The following is a 12,877-nucleotide window of genomic DNA, read 5'->3' on the forward strand; positions in this document are numbered from 1 at the left end:
TCTATATGTTTTTTCGCTATCAAAAATTGATTATTCTCTTTAGTTTTCTAATGATAGTTCATTCTATTTGCGCAGCGAATGATTCAATCTATGAAATTACAAATAATACAGCTGACCTTTTAAAAAATGATAAGGTTAATATTACAAAAGCAATCTCAATAAGACGTAGTTCTAATAAAGAATTCCAAAATACTGACTTCCATACTAATAAAGCAAACTCATTTAACATTGAATACACCAAAGACTATATCTGGTTTAAGATAACCCTTAAAAATGACAGTAGTAGTCTATTTAAAGGGGCCGTCCACTTTACATCTAGCTTTATTGATACGAGTAATCTTTTTCTTCTAAATGATGGAGTTTTAACAAAAACTCAAACATGGGAAGAATCCACATTTCGCTTATTCAATTCTTTCTACGTAAATATTCCTAGTGGAGAACAAAAGTCTTACGTTGTTAAACTAAAATCTATTCATCGATTAGACTCTGAAGTAAACCTATACAGTTTAAATAATTTCTTTAAAACAGAATATGCCCATATCATATTAAATACACTCTACTTTGGGATAATCCTATCCTTACTAATTTATAACTTTGTACTATTTTTTCTTGTACGCGAAACGGCCTATTTCATATACTCAAGTTTCTTATTCTTTGTATGCTTAACAGTAATGACACTTACGGGATATCTTCAAAATATTCTAGGTTTATATCTTCTAAAAAGTATTCTCGGTGTATTTAGTACATCTGCCGCATTTTTTACTTTCACCTTCGCTTATAAGCTTTTAGATTTTGAAAAAATAAATCAAAAACTTTTTCGATGCTTAAAGATCATCTCTACAATAATATGGATTATATGCTGCACACTCATTAGCCTTAATGAAGTATGGATAGGAACGATTCCAGTTGGAACAGTCATTGACTTATACATTCTGTATGTCTGTATAACTGTTCTTGGAACAACAATTTTTATTAACTTTAAAAATCCAAGCTCAGAGTCAAAGGTTTATTTACTTTCATGGCTTATTTTATATGCAAGTGCATTTGCTTATTTTGCATCCTCATATGGACTCATTGAATATAACTTCTATACACAACACTCTATTCTTTTTGGAAATGTTATCGAGACCTTTGTGCTATCTATTGCACTAGGGTTAAAAATTAATCGAATCAAAAAAGAAAATGAAATTAATAAGATCAAAAATCTTGATCAACAAAAGTATATTCGACTGCTCAGAGTACTTTCTCATGATATTGCCAACTCACTATTTGTGATCTCTGGTTATGCTAGTCGATACTTAAGAAGAGGCCATGTCGATGATAAAAAAGCTTGGCCAAAGATCTATTCAGCGACAAACCATATAAAAGATATTCTCGATAATGTTAAGTCAGAACAAGCCTTAATAAATAACAAACCAGAGATGAAGGCTTTTGCGCTCAAAGACTTAATAAATAATATTGAGACAATATTTCGACCTCAATGTGATAGAAAAAATATAAAGCTTAAAATTAACCAAGATAATATAAATCAGGTTATCGTTTCTAATCTTCCAATTCTCACTCATCAAATTATTGGAAACGTCATCTCTAATGCAATTAAGTTCACACCAGAAGGTGGTTTCATAAAAATAGATTCAAAACTTAAGAACGATCACTTAGTCATTGATATTATTGACAATGGTATTGGTATCAAAAAAGAAAAAATTCAAAAAATAAAAAACCATCATGATACAGGTATAAGTATTGGTACACTTGGAGAGAAAGGATCAGGGTTTGGATACTTTATTATTCGCTCTTATTCTGAACTCTTAAACATAACCTTCATCATTGAAAACCAAAATCCTGGAACTCTTGTCTCTTTTAAAATTCCTATTAAAGAAGAATAATTCTCCTCTATTATTGTAATAAACACGTTTTAGAAATACACTAATAGTATAGATATAATTTAATGAGAAGAGATGAAGTTTATACCATTACAAATTACAACTATTAGTCCATCCAAGACGATCACTTTTGATCTCTATATTTATTTTAAAGAGACTTACTTAAAGTATCAGGAAGCCGGAACTCTGATTCCAACAGATAAATTAGAAAAGTTAACGAAACAGAAAGTGGCTAAATTCTATATCGATGATAAAGATATCCATATGTATCAAACATATATTCAAGAACTCATGAATGAAAAACTTGAAGATCAAGACCTTGATTTAGAGCAAAAAGTTGCTGTGGTTGAAGGAGCATGTCTAACCGCCGTAGAGCAATCATTTCAAAACCCAGATAGTGAAAAAAGTTATGAAATGACTGAAGTGGCAGCACAAAAACTTAAGAAAGTTTTAGAAACTGGTCCAGATGCTTTAAAAGAATTTTTTGAGAAGAAAACAATTGATACAGATCTTGTAATCGCACACTCTATGAATGTTGCAAGCTTGGCAACGAGATTAGCAATTCGAGTGGGATGTAGTGACAAAGAAATTTCTAATATCTCGACTGCCGCTCTTTTACACGATGTAGGTTTAACAAGACTAAACAAACAAGATCAAGAGTTGTTCAAAAAACATAAAGAAGATATGAATGATGATGAGCAAAGAATATATGGCCTACATGTAAAGGACGCCATTAGTGCTTTAAAAGATCGACCTTGGATTAAAAAAGGTGTTCTTGAGCTAATCGTCAATCACGAAGAAGTATTAACAGGGAAAGGGCCAAATAAGCTTAAGAATTTAACTTTACCGATTATGATTCTATCCCTAGTTAATACATATGATAAGCATGTAACAATATCTGGAATGAATCCAAGAGATGCACTCATGGAAATAACAGTGAAACATATTGATGATTTCGAACATGATATTATTAATAAATTTAAGGACATTCTCATTGATGAAGGCGTTATTTAATATTTTTTTTCTTCTTAGCTTTACTGCCCTATTCTTTTCATGTGATGGAAAGAAAGTAAGCGAAGAAAGTTGCGATATCGAATCGATGAAGTGCTATCGAGGCTACCCTCAGTCTTGTAAGTTTATTGAAAAGTGTAGCGAAGTTGATCATAAGTTTACAAAGAAACTATGTTCCAAGGCCTTCAATGAATTCTTTAAAGGTGGAAATCAAAAAGTACTTTTAAAGAAATATTCAAATAAAATTCTCCATTGCTTTAATGATCGAGAATTTGAGAATTTTAAAATTGATAAGAGTCTAAGACCTAAAGAGTGAATCTCTTAATCTTTTTAGAAAAGATCGATGTGTATGGATTCTCTTTCTTGATTTATTTAGATCACGTGAATTATCCATATTAAGAAATTCTTTTTCACGATTTTCAATATACATTTCAAGCTCTAGCTCTTTTTGAGCACTAGTAAAGCTCTTTCTAAGTTCACGGGCCATAGCTTCATTTTTCATAGCAACTTCACTTGCCTTTTTAACAGCAAGAGATGCTACCGTACTCTTTTGGGCCTGAGACTTTGCCTCCCATGGCCTTAATTGATTCTGACGATTATTTTTTTCAGTGGCTTCATTATGATTCTTCAGAAGATCATTATTAATAGGAGAAGTCTTTCTTACCTCTCCTACTTTTTGAGTTGCTACTTTATTTTTAGCGGCTAAATCGCCTAGGCCAATTGCCATAATTTAAACCCCATGTCCAAGTGACGCCCCAAGGTTGCCAAGATTGCTATTTGCAATCCCACCCATTACACGCGCTTGATGCTTCAATGATTCAGACTGATTTGATCGACGTGAATGCGACTCTTCAATTGCTTTATGAATTTGCTTAAATAACTCAATCGTATCTTTTGCAATCGGTTTTCCACTTGCGTGTTCTGCAATTGAAAGGTTTAAGGCCATTGCTTCTTCTGCGCTAACTGATTCCTTGATTCCAATTGTCGTACAGCCTTCAACATTGGCGTAGTACCAATTAAGAATATCGTTACTTAATTTTTTATTAGAAGAATATTTTGTTGGAACAAAAATAGATTCAAAATCTAATCTCATTTCATCTTTAAATTCTTTTAAGAAGTGTGAGAAAACTCTAAAGTTTCTAAAGTTATTAATCTTACACTCCAGAGGAGAAATTAGCGCATCACATGCTACAAGAGCATTTGTAGTTAACTTATTCCAATTTGGAGAACAGTCCATAATCACAAGGTCAAAGTGTTCCTTTAAAGGATCAATAACACGTTCTTTTAACCAAAACTCACGTCGGTTAATATTATTTAAAGAATCATTTAAAGCAACTAACTCAGGTGTTTCTGGAATGATAAAGAGATTTGGTAGACCAACCTGAACAATCACATCTTCTAAAGTGGCTTCACCACTAAAGTAATCACAAAGTCCCTTTGTTTGGTCTAAACGCTGAATCAGTTCACCAAGGTCTTCACCATCATCAACTTCAGAGTCATAACCTAGAGACGTTGTGACATCTCCCTGAATATCAAGACCGACAACACAAACTCTTTGTCCGTGTAATGCAGCTGTACGAGCAAGGTTTAAAGCAAGAGTTGATTTTAAAACTCCACCCTTTGTCGTAAAAACGCAAACTGAAGTCGACTTTTCAAACTTTTTGAAATATCCAACCTCTTCACCTATTTGTGGAAGTAAACCAGTCGGCCAACCTTTTCTAAAGATTGCGCCACTACGGTACTTGCGGGAGCTTGGAATTTTGTTTTGCGATTCTAAGTCTTGAATCGTAAATTTTAAATTTGGGTCACCATATATATCGGCCACTTTTTTAAGTGGGTAGAAATTATCCATTATTAAGTCTCCTCCATAAGTACTTTACTATTAATTTTACGCATTTACGGTATCTCATGTCAAAATATTCCGCTTTATAAGTACTAGCTCTATACTTGAAAAGAGAAGCTGTGCTATGATTTCAATGTGGAAGCAGTATCGTTAGAACATATTTACGATTTTAAAGGACACAAGGCCCTAATTCGTGAAGTTTCGGCTTCTGACAAGAAACTCATCCTTGAAGGCATCAAGGAAATGCAACCTAAATCTATTTACCATCGCTTTTTTGCTGCTAAGAAAGGCTTAACAGGCAAAGAACTTATAAGCCTAACTGAATATGATAAGAGGTTTCACTACGCAATTGGTGCAATCACAGCAACATCACCTATTCATCCTATGGGAATCGCTCGCTTTGATATTTTCCGAGAAAATCACGAAGAAGCTGAATTCGCTATAACTATTATTGATAAATTTCAAGGAATGGGAGTTGGAAAAGAACTTCTTTCTCTACTTATAGTTGAAGCTAAAAAACGTGGCGTTAAGATTCTTAAGGGCGAGATGTTAACGACAAATAGTAATATGATTGGGCTTGCTCAATCCATGACAAAGTCTCATGGTTGTGAACTAAAACTTTCAAGTGCACATCAAGGGATTCAAACGCTAAGCCTTATCCTCCCTTAATATCTATTATTTATTACTTCTACCTTTTAGGAACTCTTTCCCACCCATATACATACGAAGTTTTTCTGGAATATAAACAGATCCATCTTCTTGTTGGTGGTTTTCAATAAATGGTACCAAGATTCTTGGAGTCGCAACCATTGTATTATTTAGAGTATAAACATGCTTTACGTTTCCATCAGCATCTCTATAACGAGTATTTGTTCTTCTTGATTGCCAGTCGTGAAGTGCAGAACATGAGTGAGTCTCACGATACTTCTCTTCACTTGGTACCCAGCATTCAATATCGAACATACGATACTTCCCTGCTCCCATATCTCCAGTACAAACTTCGAGAATTTGGTAAGGTAGCTCTAGATGTTTACAAAATTCTTCAGCTGTTTCAAGAAGGGCGTTGTGCCATTTTTCAGACTCAGCCTCTTCTCCTTTACAGATAATAAATTGTTCTGTTTTTTGGAATTGGTGAACACGGATTAGACCTTTTACATCCTTTCCATAACTTCCGGCCTCACCTCTAAAGCATGGCGAGAATCCAGCATAGAGAATTGGTAGGTCTGCTTCGCTTAGGATTTCTCCACCGTGAAGACTATTTAGTTGAACTTCAGCAGTTCCCGATAAGTAAATATCATGATCTGGAATATAGTAAGCGTCTTCTCTTCCTGTTGGAAAGTGACCTGTTCCATAGAGAGCATCTTCCCTTGCCATTGAAGGTGAAGACACAAGAGTGAATCCCTTCTCAATTAGCATATCAAGAGCCATACGGTGCATGGCCATCTCTAGAAGAACCATATCATTTCTTAAAGAGTAAGAGCGAGACCCGCAAACTTTTGCGATATTTTTAAACTCTGCCCATTCGTTCATCTCTAAAATATCAACGTGGTGTCTTGGTGTGAATGAGAAGTTTGGCTTCTCTCCTTCAACTCGAGAAATAACATTTTCAGTATCGTCTTTTCCAATTGGCGCATCTTTAGATGGAGGCATTGGAGTTAAGTACATTAACGTCTTAAATTTTTCTTCAAGTTCACTTATTTCAGGATTCATTTCCTTAAGCTGAGCGGCGATTTCTTTACCTTCAGCAATAAGTTTTGGTCTGTCTTCATTGGATGCTTTAGGAATTAGCTTTGAGTGAGCATTTCTCTTCTCTTGCAATTCTTGTTGTTTAGTTTTTAGTTCAGAGAGTTTTCCATCAATTGTTAATAATTCATCAAGATCAAGGCCAACACCTTTATTAGCAATAACCTCTTTTACTAGATCAACGTTTTCTCTGATAAATTTTATATCTAACACTATGCACTCCGGATGTTTTTTATGGTTGTTAGAATAACCCAAAAAGACTAAAATTAACACTCTAAATTGCTTTATAATCAGGGAGTTACTCATGGCATCATGTCGTTATTGTGGAAAAGAAATTACATGGATGAAAGATGGACGTAAAAACGTTCCAGTTGAGGGGGACGGTGCCGTTCACAGGTGTGATAATATGATTAATGCTCGTAAGAGTTTTAGAAAAATTACACCAACAGAAGTTGACCCTGAACTTCTAAAGCAATATGAAAATGCTATTAACGAGAAGGCAAAGAAATAATTCCTATTCCAATTAGGATCATCACTGCACAATAGAATTGCCCTACTGAGAATAAATCGAAGAAGAGACCAATTTGAGGGTCCGGTGTTCGAAAGAACTCAACGATAAAACGAGAAATTCCATAGATAATCAGAAATAGGCCAGAGTTTAGTCCTGGCCTTTTTAAATTCTTCTTACAAACAAAGAGAATAATAAATAGGACAAGACCTTCTAGGAGAGCTTCATAAAGTTGTGAAGGATGGCGTGGACTCATATCATAGAGCTTTGGAAATATCACCGCCCAAGAAACATCAGTAACTCTCCCGGCCAGTTCTCCATTAATGAAATTTGCAATACGGCCAAGCATAATTCCAATACCGACACCAGTTACTACAATGTCTGTTAACTCTAGAAACTTTAAGCCGTGTTTCTTAGCGTAATAGAAAGTCCATAGAGCAGCACCTATCAAGGCTCCATGAAAGCTCATTCCTCCCTGCCAAAAATAAAAAACTCTTTTTAAGTCAGCTGCATAATAGGAGAAATTATAAAAGAGAATATAGAATATCTTCCCTCCGGCCAGCATGACGAAGAAGCCTACAAAGAGATAGTTTAAGTAATGAGTAAAACTAATATTGAGTTTTTCTTTTGTGATTAAATATTTTCCAAAATAGAGTGTCCAGAAGTAGCCAAGGAAATAGGCCAGCCAATACCATGCAATTTTTATTCCTAGAAAATCAATAGCGATTGGATTCAGATTGTGGACGTAATATTGCATTAATTGGCCGATAAATTAGTTATTAACTTTTCACATTCAATAACTAAATTATCCATATGTTTGTCTTCAATGGCAAATCGCTGTTTATCTTGGTTGAAACGCTCTTGTTTTGAAAGGTCTTTTCTTGCTTGATGAGTATCAAAGTGTTTGATCTCTTCATACATTGAAAAGATAACTGGAAAGTCTGTGTTTTCAACGAAGTCAACGCGATCAATTAGCATTCTAATTCTGATACAAGCCTCACTGGCCTCACACTGCTTTTGCACAAAGGCACGTGCAATTGTAATAAGGCTATCGCGAACAAAAGCCTGACGTTCTTTTTCTCTTGCTTCCATCTTATCGTGTTCAGCAATTCTCTTTCGAGTTTCCTCTTTTAATTTTATATAAAAGAAGCCCACTCCAATCGAAAGTATAAAGATCAGAACAGATAGAATAATAAAAGCGATAGTGAATTGGTCTTGAGTCATTTCAAACATGAGCTTTTTATACTGCGAATTCCTACATATGTGAAGGTTTTGGTGGATAAGTTCCCACAGGAGCTTCATCGTACCACTGCTTAACTTGTTGAATTATCGTTGCCTGGTCTTGTGGCAGGCTTCCTCCAATAGGATACATATTAGAAACATGGTTAATTCGAAGTAAAATCTCACGACTTGCCTGAATTCCACTTAAAATATCGTGCATTTCACCGAGAATTTCTTTTGTCGTAAGCATCTCAAAGCCTCGTGTCACCATTCGATGATATGGCGTTCCTTCAACGGCCATAGTTGTGAGAAACGAGAGATAATCAGGAGAAATTTTAGACAGAACCTTAGCCGTCTCTACCACATGCGTTTGGGTATGCTTCTTTCCACCAAGCCCTAGCATGGCAATAACTGATAACTTCATACCAGCGGCCATTAATTTCAATGAGCCATCAATCATATCTTGGGCCGTATTGCCTTTTACGGTCATATGAAGAACTTTATCGCACCCACTCTCCATTCCGAGGTAGCAGATCCCAAGTCCAGCTTCCTTAAGAAAACGTAGCTCCTCATCTGTTTTATCCAGCATATTTTGAGCTGTGGCATAAACGCCCACTCGTATATCCCCAAATTCTTCCCTAATTGCCAGTAAACTCTTATAGATATCCTCTGTAGGAGCACCAAGAGCGTCGCCATCACATAAAAATACTTTAGATGGACGCATTTCAAAGCGGCGATAATAGGCACCGGCCTTGCGAATATCCTCCACGACCTCGGACGGGTTTCGCTCTTTATAGGTTTTTGAACGGTACATATTGCAATAAGTACATTTATTATTGGAGCAGCCAATGGTTTGTTGTATAAGAAGGGAGCGACCTTCAGAAGGTGGCCTAAAAACAGGTTCATCATATTGAATTGGAAAGTCGTAGTACATAAGATTAAATTACAATATTTGGCCATCAATTGGAAGCTAATGAAAGAATATATCATCGACTCCTATAGTGAAAAATTCATCGTGACTCTAAATGAAGAGAGTTCAGCGCAGTTTAATATCCTTTGTGATACGCGCTCAATTGCTCATCACCTTGCCCTTTCACTAAATCTTGGAACAATGCAAACTCCCCTCGAAAATCCAGACCTCTTTACTTTCATCGGTATGGTAAGAGGACTAAAAACCTATAGTCTTTCACTCGTCTCACCTAATTTGAGAGTCGATGAAGATGCGGATATTAACGATTGTTGCCAAAGTGGATGCAGCGGCTGCCCTTTTTATAATGGATAAGAAATAGATATGACTAATAAATTTACCGTAACGGCCAAGGCCCATACAGATATGAGTGCAGTTGATCTTCTCGCATCAAAATGTGAAAAATCAAATATTGAATTATCAAAGATAAAAATTAAAAATCTTATGAAACAAGGTGCTTGTTGGACAAAGTCAGCAAAGCCAGAGCGTATTCGCAAGGCCAAGTATGAAGTAAAGCGTGGTCAAACCATCAAACTCTTTGTTGATCTCAATATTCAAGAACAAGATATGAGTGAGCTTAAATGCCTTCACGAAACTCATCACTATGGTGTTTACTACAAACCTGTTGGCGTTTTATGCCAAGGGACGAAGTATGGTGATAGCTACACAATTTTAAGAGAGCTTCATAAGCGTATGGGACGCGAGCCTTTTCTCATTCACCGCCTCGATAAAGAAACTTCAGGTGTCATGATTATTGCTTACACAAAGAAAGGAGCAAGAGCATTTTCTCAACAAATTAAAGATCATAAGATTGAAAAGACTTATCAAGCTGAAGTAAAAGGCCATCCTCCAGAGTCAAAGAGACTTGAAAGTGTTATCGATGGAAAAGAGGCCATCTTAGAATATACTGTTAAAAAGAAGCTAGAGAAAACTTCCATTGTTGAAGTTAAACTTATTACGGGACGCAAGCACCAGATTCGTATTCAATTTACAGAACTTGGTTTTCCAGTCATGGGAGATCCACGCTACGGAAAAGGAAACGGAAACGATATCGGACTGCAATTAGTTGCTAGTAAGTTAAGTTTTGATGATCCGTGGAGAAGTGGAAACTTTGTGACAGTTGAAATACCTAAGGAGAAGCAATTATTTTAGCTTCTTGTCACCTTTTTCAATCATTGACTTAGAGCTAATATGCTTCACCTTGAGATTTAATTCATTCTCAATTGATTTTTCAACTAACTCTTTCTTATAGTCAGCAATAGGATTCTTACTTCTTCTCGTAATGGGAATTAAGTAGTGATCCTTTTCAAAAAATGCATATTTTATAGTTCCAGCCTTCATATGAGGCTAAACTAACATAGATCCCAGACCCATGCACACTTTTATTACGATAACTGCGTCAAGTTTATGTAAAGTCGTTATTGAACCTTAAACTCTAAATCAACCTTATCGTGAATGACCTTGTCACCTAACGTGCCGAGTAAAGTTGAACGGTACATAATTCCAAACTTTGTTCGATCAAAGCTGAAACTTCCACTGGCAAGCTTACCATTATAGGTCATATCAAAAGTTATAGGCTGAATCTTATTCTTGATTTTGAAATTTCCCTTCACACGATATTTATTATCTCCAATCTTTTTTATATTTGAAGTCTCCATTGTCGCTGTTGGATATTTTGAAATCTCAAAGAAGTCGCCTGTTCTTAAGTGATTTTCTAATTTTTCTTTCCACTCACCCTCTAAATCACGTACATCGATTGTACTCATATCAACAGTAAAGGAAGCTTTTATCGGCTCTCCTTTATCATTCGTTTGGATATTACCATCCTTAAATTTGATATGGCCCCAATGCTCTCCACCGACTTTAGTAGCGTGCCACTTAATGAAGCTCTTTTTAGTATTAATATCCCCTGCAAATGCAAGTATCGAGAGAATAATACAAAAGCCTATAATTAAGAATTTCATGATCCGCTCCCAAGAGAAATATATTCACAATATTTTATGGGAGCTTTTAATTGCAGCGAAGACAAGATTTGGTTAAGTTTTTCCTAAACTGGTAAAAGGAAAGAATTGGCCACATCAATTGATAGGGATAGTTGCTGTCCTACTTGGAAGCTACTTGCATCATCAACTTGTACACGTAGAATTTTAGAATTTGTCGATGCCACTTCTAAAATATCAATTTCACCGAAACGGCGAATGACTTTAATACGTCCCTTTATGTCACCATCATGAGTTACTTTCAAATGTTTAGGACGAAAAGCAAGGTAAGCAAATTGATTAGAAATACCAATATCATCAATGACCTCAAATTGACCGAAGTCATTTTTAAGAGTTAAACTCTTATCCGCTCGCCCAGTAACAGGCCCAGCAACGAGATTGACGAGCCCGCCAAAACGAGCAGCATCGATAGTAAGAGGTCTTCGGTAAAAATCGTAAGGATTATTATATACTTGAAGTTTAGCTCCACTTAAGTACATCAAACGATCACTTAAAGAGTAAGCTTCTTTCAAATTATGGGTAATGAAGATTAAGGAAATCTCATTTTCTTTAAATATTTCAAATATTTCATGACATAAAGTCGCTTTTAAAAACTCATCAATATTTGAAAATGGCTCATCTAAGAGAAGTACATCTGGCGAGATAACCATTGAACGAGCAAATAAAAGCCTTTGTAGTTGTCCCGCAGATAATTCATCTAAACGTTTATGGTCCTTATATTCAAGGCCAAAAATCTCAATCATATCTCTAACTCGATTAGAGTCCGCTTCAGGATTATCTAATAAGAGATGATCTTCAATATTTTCGAATACTGTCTTATCCCAATTAAGGCCATCAACACCAGAAACAATCTCAATTTTTAGGTCATGATTTTTTTTTACCTCTCCAGAAAGCGGAGTTAGCCTATCGCAGAGGATATTAAATAAAGTAGTCTTTCCTGTCCCCGAAGGACCTAAAAGAGTTAAAACCTCTCCTTTATGTAAATCAAAAGAGATTTTATCAAATTGGCAGATCGACTTACGATCAAAATTATATGTTAAATCATTAACTTCTAGTATTTTCATGATGTCCTATGCTTAGCTTAGATTCTCGTATCTCATACAATCTGTAAATAATAGACTCAACTCAATCTTAAGAAAAATTAAATCATGATCATTTACTAGAGATACGATGCGCTAGCTAGATAGTAACAACAAATGGGAATTGAAAATGGTCATAAATTATCGATTTGACACACAAGCAATTAAAGAGTCCTTTTATCGTATCGAGCCTAACCTAACGAATTTCTGGCGTACATTCTTTGATAATGTCTTCATTATCGAGCCAGATATGCAAAAGCTTTTTCGTCATGTTGATTTTGAAAACCTCAATGCCCTTGCATCTCGTGCCATGACTATTGCGGTGAAAAATCTGAACCAGCCTAGTTATTTGAAATACTATCTGCGAGGTCTTGGAGAATACCAATTTAAAGTTGATATTTCAGAAGTCTATTTTCCTGTTTTTGAGCAAGCTTTTCTCGAAGCTCTAGAGACATATCATTTAAATAATTGGAATCAAGAATTAGAAAATAACTGGAGAGAGTTCTTTCACTTTGCCTTTGACTTAATTTCAGACGGAATGACTGATGCAACTCTACGCAGAGAATTTGAAGAATTTATGGAGGCCCAAGAAAAACTCGATAATTATAAAAAAGCAGCTTAA

Annotated in this window: 17 protein-coding genes; 8 read left to right on the forward strand and 9 right to left on the reverse strand. The window is 35.4% G+C overall.

Translation table 11 applies throughout. The annotated features are described in order from the left end of the window. The first annotated feature begins 5 nt into the window (after positions 1-5). From DAY19_RS00805 to DAY19_RS00815, 3 genes are all read left to right on the forward strand, one after another. A complete protein-coding gene (locus DAY19_RS00805; RefSeq protein WP_114705284.1) occupies positions 6-1,886 on the forward strand; it encodes a sensor histidine kinase in 1,881 nt (626 codons plus the stop codon). Positions 1,887-1,958: 72 nt separating this feature from the next. Then, on the forward strand, positions 1,959-2,897 hold the full coding sequence (locus DAY19_RS00810) for an HD-GYP domain-containing protein (protein WP_114705285.1): 939 nt from the start codon (positions 1,959-1,961) through the stop codon (positions 2,895-2,897). Further along, positions 2,881-3,210 (forward strand): hypothetical protein, encoded by a 330-nt coding sequence (locus DAY19_RS00815; RefSeq protein ID WP_114705286.1) that lies wholly within the window; start codon positions 2,881-2,883, stop codon positions 3,208-3,210. Before DAY19_RS00810 ends, DAY19_RS00815 begins: the two co-directional genes overlap by 17 nt. Here the strand turns inward: DAY19_RS00815 and DAY19_RS00820 are convergent. Together DAY19_RS00820 and DAY19_RS00825 are read right to left on the reverse strand one after the other, a co-directional pair. Continuing rightward, a complete protein-coding gene (locus tag DAY19_RS00820) occupies positions 3,193-3,621 on the reverse strand; it encodes a hypothetical protein (protein ID WP_114705287.1) in 429 nt (142 codons plus the stop codon). The genes DAY19_RS00815 and DAY19_RS00820 overlap by 18 nt on opposite strands. 3 nt (positions 3,622-3,624) lie before the next feature. After that, positions 3,625-4,746: a ParA family protein gene (locus DAY19_RS00825; RefSeq protein ID WP_114705288.1), complete on the reverse strand. Its 1,122-nt coding sequence runs from the start codon at positions 4,744-4,746 to the stop codon at positions 3,625-3,627. 126 nt (positions 4,747-4,872) lie between these two features. Here DAY19_RS00825 and DAY19_RS00830 point away from each other — a divergent pair, with 126 nt between their 5' ends. Continuing rightward, complete coding sequence (locus DAY19_RS00830; protein ID WP_114705289.1) at positions 4,873-5,406, forward strand: GNAT family N-acetyltransferase; 534 nt, start codon at positions 4,873-4,875, stop codon at positions 5,404-5,406. Between the two features lie 6 nt (positions 5,407-5,412). Here the strand turns inward: DAY19_RS00830 and serS are convergent, their stop codons facing one another. Continuing rightward, positions 5,413-6,693: a serine--tRNA ligase gene (gene serS, locus DAY19_RS00835; protein WP_114705290.1), complete on the reverse strand. Its 1,281-nt coding sequence runs from the start codon at positions 6,691-6,693 to the stop codon at positions 5,413-5,415. A 91-nt stretch (positions 6,694-6,784) separates the two neighbouring features. Between serS and DAY19_RS00840 the strand changes: the two genes are divergently transcribed. Continuing rightward, a complete protein-coding gene (locus DAY19_RS00840) occupies positions 6,785-6,991 on the forward strand; it encodes a hypothetical protein (RefSeq protein WP_114705291.1) in 207 nt (68 codons plus the stop codon). Here DAY19_RS00840 and lgt read toward each other — a convergent pair. The 3 genes from lgt to DAY19_RS00855 are packed head-to-tail and all read right to left on the reverse strand — an operon-like array spanning position 6,969 to position 9,143. Beyond that, a complete protein-coding gene (gene lgt, locus DAY19_RS00845; protein WP_114705292.1) occupies positions 6,969-7,745 on the reverse strand; it encodes a prolipoprotein diacylglyceryl transferase in 777 nt (258 codons plus the stop codon). The genes DAY19_RS00840 and lgt overlap by 23 nt on opposite strands. Further along, a complete protein-coding gene (locus DAY19_RS00850; protein ID WP_158536723.1) occupies positions 7,745-8,221 on the reverse strand; it encodes a DUF2489 domain-containing protein in 477 nt (158 codons plus the stop codon). Before DAY19_RS00850 ends, lgt begins: the two co-directional genes overlap by 1 nt. A gap of 22 nt (positions 8,222-8,243) precedes the next feature. Next, positions 8,244-9,143 (reverse strand): radical SAM protein, encoded by a 900-nt coding sequence (locus DAY19_RS00855; RefSeq protein ID WP_114705294.1) that lies wholly within the window; start codon positions 9,141-9,143, stop codon positions 8,244-8,246. Positions 9,144-9,182: 39 nt separating this feature from the next. On the opposite strand from DAY19_RS00855, the gene DAY19_RS00860 reads away from it, so the two are divergent. After that, the gene (locus tag DAY19_RS00860) at positions 9,183-9,491 is read left to right on the forward strand and encodes a hypothetical protein (RefSeq protein WP_114705295.1); all 309 of its coding nucleotides are present in this window, start codon (positions 9,183-9,185) and stop codon (positions 9,489-9,491) included. Between the two features lie 9 nt (positions 9,492-9,500). Beyond that, on the forward strand, positions 9,501-10,328 hold the full coding sequence (locus DAY19_RS00865) for an RluA family pseudouridine synthase (RefSeq protein WP_114705296.1): 828 nt from the start codon (positions 9,501-9,503) through the stop codon (positions 10,326-10,328). Here DAY19_RS00865 and DAY19_RS00870 read toward each other — a convergent pair. The 3 genes from DAY19_RS00870 to DAY19_RS00880 all read right to left on the reverse strand — a co-directional run bounded on the left by DAY19_RS00870 (position 10,320) and on the right by DAY19_RS00880 (position 12,240). Next, positions 10,320-10,517: a hypothetical protein gene (locus DAY19_RS00870; RefSeq protein WP_114705297.1), complete on the reverse strand. Its 198-nt coding sequence runs from the start codon at positions 10,515-10,517 to the stop codon at positions 10,320-10,322. The genes DAY19_RS00865 and DAY19_RS00870 overlap by 9 nt on opposite strands. Before the next feature lie 77 nt (positions 10,518-10,594). Continuing rightward, a complete protein-coding gene (locus tag DAY19_RS00875) occupies positions 10,595-11,140 on the reverse strand; it encodes a YceI family protein (RefSeq protein ID WP_114705298.1) in 546 nt (181 codons plus the stop codon). 83 nt (positions 11,141-11,223) lie between these two features. Beyond that, positions 11,224-12,240, reverse strand: coding sequence for an ABC transporter ATP-binding protein (locus DAY19_RS00880; RefSeq protein WP_114705299.1), 1,017 nt, complete (start codon positions 12,238-12,240; stop codon positions 11,224-11,226). 145 nt (positions 12,241-12,385) lie between these two features. Between DAY19_RS00880 and DAY19_RS00885 the strand changes: the two genes are divergently transcribed. Next, complete coding sequence (locus DAY19_RS00885) at positions 12,386-12,877, forward strand: globin domain-containing protein (protein WP_114705300.1); 492 nt, start codon at positions 12,386-12,388, stop codon at positions 12,875-12,877.

Source organism: Halobacteriovorax vibrionivorans (genome assembly GCF_003346865.1).
In the GTDB taxonomy this organism is placed as follows: domain Bacteria; phylum Bdellovibrionota; class Bacteriovoracia; order Bacteriovoracales; family Bacteriovoracaceae; genus Halobacteriovorax_A; species Halobacteriovorax_A vibrionivorans.